16 protein-coding genes and 4 pseudogenes are annotated in these 13,702 nt (G+C 68.3%); 5 read left to right on the top strand and 15 right to left on the bottom strand.

Annotated features, from left to right (window positions below; genetic code table 11):
• The gene (locus ACN20J_RS49340; RefSeq protein WP_361998740.1) at positions 1–432 is read left to right on the top strand and encodes a DUF6207 family protein; all 432 of its coding nucleotides are present in this window, start codon (positions 1–3) and stop codon (positions 430–432) included.
• A 236-nt stretch (positions 433–668) separates the two neighbouring features.
• Here ACN20J_RS49340 and ACN20J_RS49335 read toward each other — a convergent pair whose 3' ends face one another.
• A complete protein-coding gene (locus ACN20J_RS49335) occupies positions 669–884 on the bottom strand; it encodes a hypothetical protein (RefSeq protein WP_259334088.1) in 216 nt (71 codons plus the stop codon).
• Positions 885–1,276: 392 nt separating this feature from the next.
• Here ACN20J_RS49335 and ACN20J_RS49330 point away from each other — a divergent pair.
• Positions 1,277–2,208 (top strand): IS5 family transposase gene (locus ACN20J_RS49330; RefSeq protein WP_419668720.1). Its coding sequence is split into 2 segments (ribosomal slippage): positions 1,277–1,660 and positions 1,663–2,208, totalling 930 coding nucleotides; the frame shifts between segments, so codons are not numbered across the junction.
• Between the two features lie 80 nt (positions 2,209–2,288).
• Here the strand turns inward: ACN20J_RS49330 and ACN20J_RS49325 are convergent.
• Positions 2,289–2,639 carry an ArsR/SmtB family transcription factor gene (locus ACN20J_RS49325; RefSeq protein WP_189844479.1) on the bottom strand — a complete coding sequence of 117 codons (351 nt, stop codon included), beginning with the start codon at positions 2,637–2,639 and terminating at the stop codon, positions 2,289–2,291.
• Positions 2,640–2,854: 215 nt separating this feature from the next.
• Here ACN20J_RS49325 and ACN20J_RS49320 point away from each other — a divergent pair, with 215 nt between their 5' ends.
• Positions 2,855–3,040, top strand: coding sequence for a hypothetical protein (locus tag ACN20J_RS49320; protein WP_189844478.1), 186 nt, complete (start codon positions 2,855–2,857; stop codon positions 3,038–3,040).
• A 39-nt stretch (positions 3,041–3,079) separates the two neighbouring features.
• Positions 3,080–3,874: a 2-phosphosulfolactate phosphatase gene (locus ACN20J_RS49315; protein WP_361915649.1), complete on the top strand. Its 795-nt coding sequence runs from the start codon at positions 3,080–3,082 to the stop codon at positions 3,872–3,874.
• Between the two features lie 127 nt (positions 3,875–4,001).
• On the opposite strand, the gene tnpB is transcribed toward ACN20J_RS49315, so the two are convergent.
• The 11 genes and pseudogenes from tnpB to ACN20J_RS49260 form a co-directional block, all read right to left on the bottom strand.
• The gene (gene tnpB, locus ACN20J_RS49310) at positions 4,002–5,135 is read right to left on the bottom strand and encodes an IS607 family element RNA-guided endonuclease TnpB (protein ID WP_419669095.1); all 1,134 of its coding nucleotides are present in this window, start codon (positions 5,133–5,135) and stop codon (positions 4,002–4,004) included.
• 36 nt (positions 5,136–5,171) lie between these two features.
• Positions 5,172–5,372: a hypothetical protein gene (locus tag ACN20J_RS49305; RefSeq protein ID WP_259334087.1), complete on the bottom strand. Its 201-nt coding sequence runs from the start codon at positions 5,370–5,372 to the stop codon at positions 5,172–5,174.
• 1 nt (position 5,373) lies between these two features.
• Positions 5,374–5,418, bottom strand: a pseudogene (locus ACN20J_RS49300) (hypothetical protein); the annotation flags it as partial.
• 29 nt (positions 5,419–5,447) lie between these two features.
• Positions 5,448–5,711 (bottom strand): annotated as a pseudogene (locus ACN20J_RS49295) (IS607 family transposase); the annotation flags it as partial.
• A gap of 95 nt (positions 5,712–5,806) precedes the next feature.
• Positions 5,807–6,199 carry an STAS domain-containing protein gene (locus ACN20J_RS49290; RefSeq protein ID WP_189844475.1) on the bottom strand — a complete coding sequence of 131 codons (393 nt, stop codon included), beginning with the start codon at positions 6,197–6,199 and terminating at the stop codon, positions 5,807–5,809.
• A gap of 35 nt (positions 6,200–6,234) precedes the next feature.
• Complete coding sequence (locus ACN20J_RS49285) at positions 6,235–6,660, bottom strand: ATP-binding protein (protein ID WP_189844474.1); 426 nt, start codon at positions 6,658–6,660, stop codon at positions 6,235–6,237.
• Positions 6,660–7,067 (bottom strand): pyridoxamine 5'-phosphate oxidase family protein, encoded by a 408-nt coding sequence (locus tag ACN20J_RS49280; RefSeq protein ID WP_361998730.1) that lies wholly within the window; start codon positions 7,065–7,067, stop codon positions 6,660–6,662. The genes ACN20J_RS49285 and ACN20J_RS49280 overlap by 1 nt, the downstream gene beginning before the upstream one ends.
• Positions 7,064–8,797: a SulP family inorganic anion transporter gene (locus ACN20J_RS49275; protein ID WP_361998728.1), complete on the bottom strand. Its 1,734-nt coding sequence runs from the start codon at positions 8,795–8,797 to the stop codon at positions 7,064–7,066. The genes ACN20J_RS49280 and ACN20J_RS49275 overlap by 4 nt, the downstream gene beginning before the upstream one ends.
• Positions 8,794–9,135, bottom strand: coding sequence for an ArsR/SmtB family transcription factor (locus ACN20J_RS49270; RefSeq protein WP_189844471.1), 342 nt, complete (start codon positions 9,133–9,135; stop codon positions 8,794–8,796). The genes ACN20J_RS49275 and ACN20J_RS49270 overlap by 4 nt, the downstream gene beginning before the upstream one ends.
• A 238-nt stretch (positions 9,136–9,373) precedes the next feature.
• Positions 9,374–9,682: pseudogene (locus tag ACN20J_RS49265) on the bottom strand (zinc ribbon domain-containing protein YjdM).
• Positions 9,683–9,689: 7 nt separating this feature from the next.
• Positions 9,690–10,771, bottom strand: a pseudogene (locus ACN20J_RS49260) (IS630 family transposase).
• Positions 10,772–11,390: 619 nt separating this feature from the next.
• Here ACN20J_RS49260 and ACN20J_RS49255 point away from each other — a divergent pair.
• Complete coding sequence (locus ACN20J_RS49255; protein ID WP_246575627.1) at positions 11,391–12,224, top strand: alpha/beta hydrolase; 834 nt, start codon at positions 11,391–11,393, stop codon at positions 12,222–12,224.
• Positions 12,225–12,756: 532 nt separating this feature from the next.
• On the opposite strand, the gene ACN20J_RS49250 is transcribed toward ACN20J_RS49255, so the two are convergent.
• Both ACN20J_RS49250 and ACN20J_RS49245 read right to left on the bottom strand, forming a co-directional pair.
• Complete coding sequence (locus ACN20J_RS49250; RefSeq protein WP_190231857.1) at positions 12,757–13,128, bottom strand: ArsR/SmtB family transcription factor; 372 nt, start codon at positions 13,126–13,128, stop codon at positions 12,757–12,759.
• A 198-nt stretch (positions 13,129–13,326) separates the two neighbouring features.
• Positions 13,327–13,701 (bottom strand): hypothetical protein, encoded by a 375-nt coding sequence (locus tag ACN20J_RS49245; RefSeq protein ID WP_190231856.1) that lies wholly within the window; start codon positions 13,699–13,701, stop codon positions 13,327–13,329.
• Position 13,702: the final 1 nt, after the last annotated feature.

The raw sequence follows: 13,702 nt of genomic DNA, 5'->3' as shown, positions 1-13,702 counted from the left end.
GTGGTCGAGGTCGCAGCCGCCGATGACGACGCCGCACTCGCCGTCCAGAAGCTGCTCGCCACGCGGTGGGCGAACGCGACAGGCCCCCCGATGCCCCTCACCATCAGGCTGGTCCCCCGCCCAACAGATCGAACCCGACCCGCACCAGCCCGCCTCCAGGTGGGTCATCACCGCATACCAGACGCTCGCCTCGCGCACCGACGGCCGGGCCCGGTGCTCCGCGAGCATCGCCAACAGCGAAGTGAGGGCCATCAGCTCCCACAGCATCAAGAGGATGGAGACCGAGGAGGCTGCAAGTGCCAGCAGCAGACTCAAGGCGAACAGCGGCAGCACTGCCTGCGCGCCCCGCGAGCCGAGGCCGTGCGCGCCGTCTCCGGCCACGTAGCCGATGCCGTAGACCGCCACCACGGCCCCGGCCACCGCCATGAATAAGCCCGACAGCGCGTCCGCCGCCACATGCGCCCCGGCCAGCGGGAGCAGCCCGGAGATATCGGCCGACCAGCGGCCTCTTCCCATTGCAGCCACACCCGACGCACCACCAGCCACCCCCACACCCGACATCAACACACCCACCACCGCGCTGCACACCCGCTGCGGCAGCACCAGTCCGGCCGACGCACCCGCCACGCCCGGCCCGGTGGCTGTCGCGAGGGCGACCGGAATCAGGCTCACCGCCCAGTCACTCTCCTCAACGCCGCAGTGATCTCCTCCGGCCGAGGCAGGCACCCAGGCACTGCCAGATCCACCGGTACAACGTCGGCCGCGGCGACCTGCACGCCATGGCCGCCCGCGAACTGCCCGCAGTTGATCGCGCAGTCGCCGACCGCGATCACCAGCCGCGGCTCACCCATCGCGGCGACCGTACGGCGCAGCGGCTCGGCCATGTTCCCCGGTGACGGGCCCGGTCACCAGTGCCACGTCCGCGTGCCGGGCGAGGCCACCAGCCGCGCCCCGTACCGCTCGGCGTCATAGACGGGATTGAAGGCTCCCGCGATCTCGATTTCGCAGTCGTTGCAGGAGACCGCGGCCACGCGGCGCGCCTGCACCGATCCGCCCAGTTCGCGTGCCGCGGGCGACTGTTCGCCCCTCCGGCCGGGGCAGGGCGGGCTCGGCCGCCCGCCCGGTGTCGCGGATCTTGCGCAGCAGGCCCATGAACCCTCCCTGACACGGTGAGGTCTTGTCCGCCGGTGTCCAACAGGCCACCGGCGTTACGGCACTTAGGCGCTGTTTCTCGGATCTCCTGATGTGAGTGGGGTGTTGGGGTCAGGCTGGCTGTATGGGCCGTGGGGATTTAACGAATGCGGAGTGGGATCGGCTGGAGTCGTTCTTACCTCGTGGTGGTGCGCGTGGGGGTCGGTGGAGTGATCACCGCCGGGTCATCAACGGGGTGCTGTACCGGGTGCGGACGGATGTGCAGTGGCGGGACCTTCCCGAGCGGTTCGGACCGTGGGAGACCGTCTACGAACGGCATCGCCGCTGGTCGGCTGACGGAACGTGGAAGATGCTCCTGTCGAAGGTCCAGGCCGCCGAGGACGCCGTGGGCGGAATCGACTGGGACGTGTCGGTCGACTCAACAGCGGTCAGGGCCCACCAACACGCCGCCGGCGCAAGGAAGACGCTCCCGGCCGCGATTGCTCAAAAGGGGGCCGCCCCAGGGACGAACCAGGTCGATCCAGTCTTGGGGAAGTTGCTCGTCCGGCTGGAGGAGGTGGTCAGATCGGCGAATGCCTGGGACGTTCCCGCGGAGGGTTCACCACCAAGGTCCATCTCGACGCCGACGGACGAGGCCGGCCCATCGCCTTCATCCTGACTCCCGGGCACTACGGTGACGGCCCCCAGTTCGAACGCGTGCTGGAACAGATCACCGTGCCCCGCACCGGAGTCGGACGGCCCCGCACCCGCCCTGACCACGTCCTGGCGGACAAGGCCTACACGTCCCGGCGAAACCGCCGTTACCTGCGACGACGCGGAATCCAGCACACCATGCCGGAACGACTCGACCAGCAAAGACACCGGCACAATCGAGGCTCCCGAGGCGGCCGGCCCACCGGCTTCGACAGCGAACGCTACAAGAAACGCAACACCGTCGAACGCGCCATCAACCGACTGAAGAACTTCCGCTCGCTCGCCACCCGCTACGAGAAACGCGCCTACATCTACCTCGACACCGTCACCCTCGCAACCCTCCTCATCTGGCTCCGCACATGACCCGAGAAACAGTGCCCAGGGGGTGAAGCGGCCACTTCCCGCACCACAGACGGGAAGCGGCCGCCTATTGAGGGCCGTCGCTAGGACGGCGGTTTCGCCTCCGACTGGGCGGTCTGCAGATCGGCGAGCAGCTCGGCCTGTCCGGCGAGCACGCCAGACAGGATGGTGCGCGCCACCCGCAGCAGTTCTGCCACGTGCGGGCTGGTCAGCGAGTAGTAGACGGTCGAACCTTCCTTGCGGGTCACCACGAGATTCGCCCGGCGCAGTACCGCGAGCTGCTGCGAGAGATGGGCCGGCTCGATTCCCACCTCGGGCAGCATCTCCGCGACCGCATGCTCACGCTCACTCAGCAGCTCCAGGACCCGGATGCGCGCCGGGTGGCCGAGGGTTTTGAAGAACTCGGCCTTGAGTTGGTACAGCGGCGTGCTCATCGTGCCGTCTCCTGTCCGGCGGAGCAGTAGGGCCGTATCGGCCAGTCCTCGGCGTATCGCGTCCACCCATTCGTCACACACATGCGGACCATCCTCGCCCGTGGCCCCGGCCCCGCCGAATCCGAGCACGAGAACCGGGCCGCCCGAAACAAGCGGCGACGACATCACTAATTGCTAAGATTAGCAACTCCATACGTGGTGTGAGAGAGGCATGCGTGAGAATCATTGCGCTGCGCGGTACCGACGTCGCCTGGTTCAAGCGCCCCGCCTGCCGTCTCAAGTGCCGGCCCAGCGCTGTCGGCCCGGACGGGCAGTGCCCGCGGTGCGACAAGGCACGCATGCCGAAGCTGTCCTTCGGCAGCCGCAGTGCCATACCTGCGTCGGACGGCAAGCGGAGCTGACCCACGCACCGCATACGGATCCGCACAGGAAGGTGGGGCATGGGTGACTGGGCCGTCCAGTGCGGCAGCGGGATCCGCTTCGAGTGGGGTCCAGCCGGAGCGGGTCGCCTCGTCACCGAGGCCGCCTGTTTGGTCATTGTCGATGTGCTGTCCTTCACCACGACGGTGAGTGTCGCCGTCGGGCAGGGCATCCGGGTCCTCCCGTTCTGGATGCCCGCCGACCCTGCCACCACGGCCGAGCGGACCGCATCGCAGAAGGCCGCGGCCAGTTACGCGCAGCTGTGCGATGCGCGGCTGGCCGTTGCCCGCACTGCCGTCACACCCGACAATCCTTGGTCCCTCTCCCCAACACACCTGCGCCGCGCCCCGTACGTCGCCCGCCTAGTGCTGCCGTGCCCGAACGGCGCGGCGATCACCGCGGCCCTGTCACCGCGTGCGCTGGTGGTCGCCGCCTGTCTGCGCAACATAACCGCGGTCGGCAGCTGGCTCACCGCCCGCGGCTACGGCACGCCCGAACAACCGGTAGCCGTGATCGCCGCAGGCGAGCAATGGCCGGACGGTACCCTGCGCCCCGCGCTGGAAGACCTGTTCGGCGCCGGCGCCCTCATCTGCGACCTGCACGCCCAGGGCGCGGGACCGCTGTCCGCCGAGGCGGCCGCCGCGAAAGCGGCCTACGAGGGGACCGCCGACCTCACCCACGCGGTCGCCGCCAGCGTGTCCGGCCGTCAGCTGACCGCTGCGGGCTTCACCGAGGACGTAGCCATCGCCACCGAGGAGGACACCTGCGCCCTCGTGCCCGTCCGGGACGGCGATGGCGCCTTCGCCCCCGGCTGAACCCGGCGATCACTCTCCCGCATAAGCTCCGCTCGGCCACCCTGTCGTCTGCCACTCGTTGCGCCGTTGCCGGGACCGTAGTCAGGTCTCAGCATTCCGGATGTTTCCGCCCGGAAGGTCCATCTCGTCACCAGAGCGTGAGGGCTTCGGCTTGAGTACGGTCTCTCGCTTCCGTCTGCCGCTGGTGCGGCAGGGTTGCGCCACCTGTCCGCGACGCCTCCGCCTTGCGGCGGGGGCGGGTGGTGCGGGTCTTCTGGTCGGCTCCACGAGGCTTCGACACCGCTTGGGCGTCCTGGTCTCCGGCCACTCCGGTACCCGTTGTTGCGGCTACCGCGAGCGCGGCGAGGTTGAGTGCGGCGTTGTCGTCCCGGTCGATGACCAGACCGCAGGCGTCGCACTGGTAGGTCCTCACGTGCAGCGACAGTGTGGCTTTCACCGCGCCGCACCCGGAACAGGTCTTCGAGGAGGGGTACCAGCGGTCCGCCGCGATAGTGCGGGTGGCGTGGCGCTGGCGGGTCTTGTAGGTGAGCTGGCGGCGGATCTCCCCGAACCCGGCGTCGGCGATCCTTCGCGCGAGACGCCGGTTGCGGAGCATCCCGGCGACGTTGAGGTCTTCGACCACGACCGTGCCGTACTCGGCCGCCACGGCGGTGGTGAGCTTGTGCAGGGCGTCCGCGCGGAGGTTGGCCACCCGGTGATGCACCTTGTTGCGGGCGGCGTTGGCCTTCTCCCGCCGCTTCGACGGCTTCTGCCCGGTCCGCCGGTCGGGGCCCTGACGGCGGGACACGGTCCGGGAGGCGCGGCGCAGCTGCCTGCGTGCTCGGTCGTAGTGCCCGGGATTCGCGACGGTTCGGATCTCGCCCGTGCTGTCGGCCATGACCGCGAGGGTCTTCACCCCCAGGTCGATACCGACCGCCACGTCCGGCCGCGCCACGCGTTCGAGGTCCCGCTTGACCTCGGCCTGGAACGAGACGAACCAGCGTCCGCGCTCGTGCCGCACGGTCGCGGACAGGATCCGGGCCGTCCCGGCCTGGACGCGGGCAAGGAGCTTCACCGTGGGCTCGTGGGTGCGGATCGTGTCCAGCCGGGGCAGGGTGACGTGACGGCCGTCAGCGTCCACGCGGATCACGCCGGTGGTGAACCGGCAGGCAAGGCGCGCCTTGCGCTTCGACTTGAACCGCGGCGCACCCATCCGCTTGCCGCGCCGCTTGCCGTTCTTGGACTTCGCGTAGTTGTCGAACGCGGCCGACGCGTTCGCCAGGCCGGTGGAGTACGCCTCCTTGGAGTTCTCCTCCCATCAGGCGGCGAACCTCGGATCGGTGTGCTTGGCCTTGTTGAACGCCTTCCGCAGCGCGGGCAGCGACCACGGCCGCCACTTGGTCAGCCCGGCCTCGCCGATGCCGTAGGACTCCTCTGCGCGGCGCTGCCACCAGATGGCGGTCACCCAGCCGACGGCCCAGTTGTAGACGGCACGCGCCGCAGTGCGAGCGCAGGGCATGCTCCTGGGCGGCGTTCGGGTCCAGTGCGAAGCGGAACGCCTGCACCACGAACCCGGGCTGAGGCTGGAACTTCTTCACTCGGCGGCCTCGCCGGTCGCTACGGCCACCGCGCGGGCAGCCCGGTTCTTCGCGGCCCGCCGCCCGTACCGGCGCGCGCACATGGAGGTGAGCACCTCGGTGATGTCGCGTACCAGGTCATCGGCGGTCTCGGTGGGGTCGAGGACGACCAGGCGCCGCCCGGACGCCGACAGCGCGGCCTCCAGGTGCTCGACGCCGAACCGGGCCAGCCGGTCACGGTGCTCGACCACGATCACCGCCGCCTGCGGGTCGGACAGCACCCGGTGCAAGGCGGTCTGGTAGCTCACGCCCTGCTGACGGGCCCACTCCGAAAGCTTCACGAAACCAAGTACGCGAGACGCACGACTAGGGATGACTATGAATGACTAGAAAATCTGTAGCAGCTTTCGCCCTGTGGCGGCTCGCCGTGCCGCGGGCTGTGGGCAGCGAGCGCGCCGGCCCGGTCAGGGTGCACGGGGATGGACGGGCAGTCCGTGCCGGGAACGAGGTATCCGTCAGCAGGGATCGCGGCCAGTTCCAGGTTGCGGCCCGCTTCGGCGAGGCGACGGGCCGCTTCGATGATGGCCAGCTGCCCCTCGGCCGACCAGCTGCGCAGTGCGGTCAGGTCGACGATGACCGGACCACTTCCTCGTCCCACCACCCAGCCGACGGCACCCGCAAAGCGGTGGACGGCGTCCGGGCCCAGGTATCCGGAGACGGACAGGATGCTGAGGTCCTGTTCGACGGTGTAGCGCCACTCGATGGTCATGGTCGTCAACTTCCCTGCACGGTCAGCCTGTTGGTTCAGAGGGGGAGGGTGATCCAGATGCTCTTGCCCTTGCCGTCGGCGTCGCTACGGACGACCGCGGTGCCGCCCAGACCGAGGGTGAGCTCCATGACGGTGGCCAGGCCGCCCGCCCCGGTGTCGGTGATCGCGCCGTACAGCGCGGGCTGGTAGGGGTGGCGGTCGTGGACGGCGAAGGCCAGGCAGTCCTCGCTGGCTGCGTAGATGACGGTCACCTGAGGGGAGAGCGCCGCGGCGTGCCGGACGCTGTTGGTGACCAGCTCGCTGAGGATCAGCAGGGCCGGGCCGACGGTGGGATGGCGCGGGTTTATGCCCCACTCGGCCAGGGCCTGCTCGGCGGTCTCCCGTGCCGTGCGGACCGCGGACGGCATCGTCGGCAGGGTCAGCACATGCCGGTAGGGCAGGGCGTCGAGCCGGGCACTCATCACGCCTCCGCGCGGGCAAGGCGGAATCCGGTCACGGTCTTGGGGTGCAGGCGCAGCAGTGTGTCGTGCGGGCCGTGCGTCCAGCCGGTGAGAGTGCGCTGGTAGTGGGCGGCCTCGTCGGGATCGGTGATCACATCGAGGCGTCCGGCGACGGTGGCCGTCCAGCCGGTACCACCGACCGCACGGATCTCGTCCACGTGATACGTCGCTGTCGCCGGGACTGCGGCCGCTGGCGTGGGCGTGCGCACCACCAGCCGCCCGAACTCCCACGTGTGCCGACCCGGCCGGATGACGGTCGTCTCCCGCTGTGTGTATACCAGCCGTCCCAGTGAACTGCCCTCGATGAGCCACATGGCCTCGGCCCCGGAAACCTCGACCACGCGCAAGAGCGCGGGTGGAGTGCTCATCCGACTGTTTCCTCTGCCTTCTCGCTCACCGATCGCGGCTTCCGGACGGGCAGCGGCGGCAGCAGGCCGACGCCCTCCAGGTAGATGCGGGCGCCCTGGATCGCTTCGGGCGTGGTGGCGTACTCGCCTCCCTTGAAACGCAGCAGTTCCAGCGCGCCGACCGAGTGCAGAACCTGACGCTGATCTGAGCGGATCCCGGAAGCCATGACGACGATGCCTCGCCGGTTGAGCTTGGTGACCGCGTCCTTGAGGACAAGGGCGCCGGTGGCGTCGATGGTCGTCACCCGGGACATCCGCAGGATGACGACGCGGACGTCGGCGACCTCGGCCAGCTCAAGGAGGAAGCGGTGGGCGGCGGCGAAGAACAGCGGACCGTCGATGCGATAGGCGACGATGTGCTCGGCGAGCAGCGCGTGCTCTTCGACGCCGTGGTCGCCGCGGTCGAGCGGCACTTGGTCCAGGCGGGCCTGCTTGGCCACCGCGCGCAGGGCGAGTGCGCCCGCGACGACCAGGCCGATGATCACGGCGTAGACGAGGTCGAGCGCGAGCGTCGCGACGGCGGTCAGCACGAGGATCAGGGCATCGGAGCGGGTGGCCTTCGCCATCGCGCGCAGCGAGCCGACCTCCACCATGCGGATCGCAGTGGCCAGCAGCACGCCCGCGAGCGCGGCCAGCGGAATCCTGGACACCAGGGGCGCGGCCGCAAAAACAATCACCGCGAGGACCGCAGCGTGGACAAGGGCCGCCAGCCTGGACCCGGCGCCGGTACGGACATTGACCGCGGTCCGTGCGATCGCGCCGGTCGCCGGAACGCCACCGAACAGCGGGGCGGCGATGTTGGCCAGGCCCTGCCCGAACAACTCGCGGTCCGGATCATGCTTCTGACCGACCGTCATGCCGTCGGCGACCGAGGCCGACAGCAGGGACTCCAGAGCTGCCAGCGACGCCACCGCCACCGCCGGAGCAAGCAGAGAGCCGAGGGCGCCCAGGTCCACGAAGGAAAGCGAAGGCGCGGGCAGTCCGGAGGGCAGGTCCCCGATCGGCTTCGCCGCGTCCAGGCCCGCCGTCTGCGCCACGAGGGTCGCCGCAATCACCGCCAGGATGGAGAAGGGGATCGTGGGCCGCCAACGAGCGCCCATCAGCATCACGGCGGCGACCGCCAGAGCAAAGGCGGCGGCGGTCCAGTTCGGGTTCTTCGCGAACTCCTCCAGGGCCCGCCAGGTCACCACGAGGACGCGGTCGCCCTCCGGCTTGGGCACCCCCAGAGCGTTGGGGATCTGCTGCAGGCCGATCACGCAGGCGATGCCGAGAGTGAAGCCCTCCACGACCGGCGCGGGCACGTACTGCATATACTTCCCAGCCCGGAGCAGGGCGAGCGCCACGAGCATCCCACCCGCCATCAGCCCCACGGACAAAACACCAGACGGCCCGTGCTGCGCGACGATCGGCACCAGCACCACCGTCATCGCGCCCGTCGGCCCGGACACCTGCAGGTTCGATCCGCCGAACACCGCGGCGAGCGCACCGGCGACGACCGCGGTCGCCAGCCCCGCCTCGGCACCGAGCCCGGAGGAGACGCCGAAGCCGAGTGCGAGCGGCAGCGCGACGATCGCCACTGTGAGGCCGGCCAGCAGGTCCCGGCGCGGGTCGCGGCGCATCTCCGCCAGATCGGAACGACCGGGCATGAGCGCGGCGAACCGGCTCCCGATCTTCGTGAGGGCAGACGTCATCGCGCGGCGACCCCGGCTTCCCGCAGCTCGGCCAGCAGTACGTTGCGCCCGGCCAGCATCTCCGTCAGGATCCGGCGAGCGGCCCCCAACAGGTCGGCGACGTCCCCACCGGCCAGCTCGTACACAACCGTCGAGCCCTCCCGCGTGGAGGCAACGATCCCGGAGCGGCGCAACACCGCCAGCTGCTGCGACAGGCTGGACGGCTCCACCTCGATCGCGGCCAGCAGATCCCGTACCGGCAGCGGCCCGTCCTGCAGCAGCTCCAGCACTCGTATCCGTACGGGATGCCCCAGCATCCGGAAGAACTCGGCCTTGGCCTGGTATAGCGGAACGGACACAACCCCTCGGCTTCCCCAACAGCGCCCCACCCCGGGGCAAGCGACGGCTGTGCCCGCGGCTACCTGCGGGCACAGCCAACACAGCATCTAATCAATTGCGAAATTTTGCAATTCAGCATCTGATTATCACCGTGCTGAATCCTCCACGCGTGGGGCGGCGGGTCAACCGGAAGCAGCGCTGCCGTCAGGTGACAGGTGACAGGTGACAGGTGACCGATCGTCCACCACCGGTCGCGGATCAGGCCCTCCTGACGACGCTCGATTTAAGTTGTATTGCCCCTAAACCATCCGATCTTGCAGTCGATGTCGTGCCCGTCGACACCGTCGACCAGCAGGATGCTGCGCACCTTCGTGCCCACCTTGATCCCCGAAGTGCTCCCCCTAGACCTTGAGCGCCTTGACGATCACGACACTGCCGCCGTCCTGCAGCACATTGCCGACGGAGTCCTTGACAACCCCGCTCCCCCGCGGCGCCCACGGCCTCCGCACCACCCTCCGCGGGAATCCATTCGTGGCCGCACTCCGGGCACACCGCAAGGGCGTTCATCTCGTACTCAGGTTGAACTCGTGGAGTCCGGCGGTCTGATCGCGTCCTCGTCCATGGTCAGACCGGTGGGTGGCAGACAGTCGTCGACCAGATGAGGCCAGCGCTGGATCTTCTTCAGTTTCCGCTGGATCACGCGGGTGAGGTGCGTGAGGTCGGCGGCGGCGAAGTCGGCCAGGTGCCGCTTGAGGAGCGACCAGATCCCCTCGGCCGGGTTCAGCTACGGTGCGTAAGAGGGCATCTGGAAGATCTGCAACCAGTCCTGTTGCTCCTCGGCGAAGTCCGCCAGCTCCTTCACCAGGTGCACGTTCAGGTTGTCCCAGCACCACACCACCGGGGTGTCGAGCTGGATGTGGGTCATGACGATCAGGTCGCGGTACTGGCGCCAGGAGAACGCCTTCGGCTCTCCCCGGCGCCCGTGCCAGATGTGCCGCTTGTAGAAGAACCTGGAGCGGTGTCCGACGCGGTAGAAGACCACGCCGGCGATGTGACCCGTCCTCGGTTGCGTCCGCGCGCCCGCACCACCGGCCGTGCTCCGCGCGGTGCCCAGGTGTGTCCCTTCGGCGGCCTCAGCCCCTGGCCTGCCTCGTCCTCGAAGCAGATGTGGGCGCCCAGGTCCGCCGCGATCCTTTTACCTGCGGCCACACCTTCGCCTTCCACACCTCGATCGCCTCGTCGTCGCGTTCGATCGCCCGCCGCAGGGGCAGCTGCGCGGACCAGCGCTGCCGCCGCAACAGCTTCCACACCTCCTGGATCGTGTACCCGATGCGGAACATCCGCCCGATCAGGAGCTTGACCCGCTTCAGTGTCCACCCTTGGAACCCGTCGTCCCAGCCGTGCACGAGCGGGCCTCGCTGCAACTCCCGCTCCAGCCGCTCCCACTGCCGGGAGCCCCTTCGAGCGCAGAGCTTCCGCACCGCCCTCCTCCCACTCCCGCCGCCAACGTCGCACCGACCGCGACGTCACCCGAAGCCCTCTCGCGACGGCCTCGGTCCTCTCACCGCGGGCGAACCGTTCGGCCGCCTCAAGGCGCACCCGCTCCCGCCTTTCCTGCTCCTTGGGCGTCAGCCCGTCACCATGCGCGTACCGCAACGATCAAGAACCGTCACCGCCACCTGAGCCGAAGCCCAGTACTGGTCACCGGTGAAGCCGGATGAGCTGGCCGACAGGACGAGGCGAGGCAGCCTTGTTGGCACCAACGAGGCATTCAACTTCTCACAGATGCTCATTCAGCAGCCTTTCTGTCACCACTACCGAAGATCGAGAGTTTGTCCGGCTTCCCGACCTGGTCGCCGCCGTCCGCCACGCCGTCGCCTTGCCCGTCATCGCCGCGGGCGGAATCGCCACGCCGCCGACGTGACGGCCGTGCTGCGCGCTGGCGCGGTGGCCGCCATGGTCGGCACCGTTCTGCTGCGCACCAGGAGAGCGGACTCGACCGGGGCTCAGGCCGCTGCTGCCGCCTTGGCTGCCTCCGACGGATGCAGCCAGGTGGGCTTGGAGCCACACGCGGCCTGGACGAACAGGCGGGGCGCTACGACTGGAGCGTCCATCCCCCTTCGGCAGTCGGCTCGCGCTTACCCCTTGCGTGATCAGCGACGACCCTCCATTATCAGGAATCCTGATATTTGAAGTTTGTAGCGATGGGGTCCCAGTCATGTCATTCAGGCCCAGAATCCAGGCCAGAGGGGTTCAGCTGTTGCTCGGCCGCATGATGAGCCGCGTGCACAAGGATCTGCGCTTCACCGACATCCCGAAGCGCACGGAATCCATCCGGGTGGAGACCGGCGCCGGACTGGTGACGTGCACCGTCTACCGCCCGTCGGCCGCCGCAGCCCCTGCCCCCGTGTACGTCAACTTCCACGGCGGCGGGTTCGTGATCACCCGCCCCGAGCAGGACGACCACATCTGCCGCTACATAGCCGCCACGGCCGACTGCGTGGTGATCAACGTGGACTACGCCGTCGCCCCGCAGCGGCCGTACCCCGCAGCCGTCACCCAGGCGTACGACGTCACCGCCTGGGTGGCCGAGAACGGCAGCGCCAACAACTGGGACGGTTCGCGACTCGCCGTGGGCGGACACAGCGCCGGGGCCAACCTGACCGCCGCGGTCTGCCGCACCGCTCGGGACCGCGGCACCTTCGCGCCCCGCCTCCAGATCATCGACTCGGCACCCCTCGACCAGCTCGCCGACCCGGCCACCAAGCAGTCACCCATCGTCAAGCCCCTGCTTACCCCTCAGCTCATGCGGGTCTTCACCGCCGCCTACGTCTCTGACCCCGCCGACCTGGCCCATCCGCTGGTGTCGCCCGGACTGGCCGACGACCTCGCCGGGCTGCCGCCCGCCCTGGTCATCACCGCGGAGAACGATCGCCTGCGCAACGAGGGCGATGCGTACGCCAAGGCCCTGGAAGCTGCCGGCGTTCCAGTCACCCACCGTTGCTTCGAGGGTGTCGACCACTACTTCACCCACACCGGCCCGGTACCGGCCGGGAAGGAAGCCATCGACCTGATGGCCACCACCCTGCGCACGGTACTCACCGCCTGACCGCCGACAGGGGCCGACAGCCCTTGTGTCGACACGCTGCCTTGGTGACACCTATCGTGCTTCGGCCCACCACCGGACTCCACGAGTTCAACCTGAGTAGGAATCAGTGACACCCTTCGGAGACGGAGACGGGCCGAAGCTCGAGATCGAAGAGATCAAGTCGAAGGTCCAAGTATTCCTGCGCAACAAACTGAAGTTGGAAGTCTCGGAGCACAAGACGCTCATCCCAACCAGGTTGCGCATTTTCTCGGTTACGACACCAGGGCCCAGTTGGCCGATGACAAAATCTCTAGGAACCGCCGCCGGTAATTCAACGGTCGAATCGACCCGTTCGTGCCCTGACAGGCGCTCACGCAGCGATGCGCTCTCCACATGAGCAAATACAAACCGGCACTGCTTTGGCTCGGTGATGCACGACGACGATTTCATCATCGCCGCCAAATCCGATTGGCGGCTGCCCGTCCACGTCGCAACCGCTGAGGCGGGGACAAGACTGCCCTGGCGTTCGAGGCTGGGCCACAGGGCTTGAGCGTCAGGAGACCCGTTCGGCTCCGCCGGGGGTGAGGGCCGGTCGGGGGTCTGCCTGCTGGAGTTCGGCGAGCAACTCGCTCTGGCCAGTGATCAATTCGGTCAGGATCCGGCGAGCCGCACGCAAGAGCTCGGCCACATCACCGCCTGCAAGGGCGTAACTGACAGTAGAGCCCTCCCGAATGGACACCACGATCCCAGAGCGTCGCAGTACGGCCAATTGCTGGGAGAGACTGGACGGTTCGATCTCAATCTCGCTGAGCAGGTCGCGGACAGAGACAGGGCCATTTTGCAGCAGTTCCAGGACCCGGATGCGTACCGGGTGTCCGAGCATCCGGAAGAACTCGGCCTTGGCCTGATAGAGGGGGACCTGCATGATCAATCGCTCCCTGCTGCCGCATTCGACGGGCTGCATCCGGGCGCGGCGGCCCTGTACGTGCCACCGCAGGCGGTCTTGCTGACCGATCCTCGCGCATCCGGCCCCGCACGCCCATGGGATTGATCTGATCTCAATGTGCCCAGTTGAAGAAATCTTCAAGTCGTGGGCGTGCAGGACCTTGGAGCACCCAGCCTTCTACACGTCCAGTTGGGTCTCGACACTCTTGAGCTGGTGGCGGGCCATTGCGAGGTTCGATTTCTTCTTGTCGAGTACGAGGTAGAGGAACAAGCCGTTGCCACCACGGCCCTTGAGCGGCCGGAGGATGTGATATTGGCTGCTGAGCGTGATCAGGATGTCCTCGATCTCAGCCTTGATTCCGAGATGTTCCATGGTGCGGGTCTTGGCCCGGATCACGTCCGTGTTGCCCGCCGCCGCAACAGTCAGGTCGAGATCCTTGCTACCCCCCAGAGTGCCCAGTGCCATACCGCTGGTGTAGTCGACCAGAGCCGTTCCTAAAGCGCCCTCGATCGAAGCTATGATCTCCTTGAGGCAAATCTCCACATTGCTCATT

The organism is Streptomyces sp. 2-1, assembly GCF_048564895.1.
GTDB classification, from domain to species: Bacteria; Actinomycetota; Actinomycetes; order Streptomycetales; family Streptomycetaceae; genus Streptomyces; species Streptomyces phaeochromogenes.
This window is presented reverse-complemented; position numbering and strand designations above follow the sequence as displayed.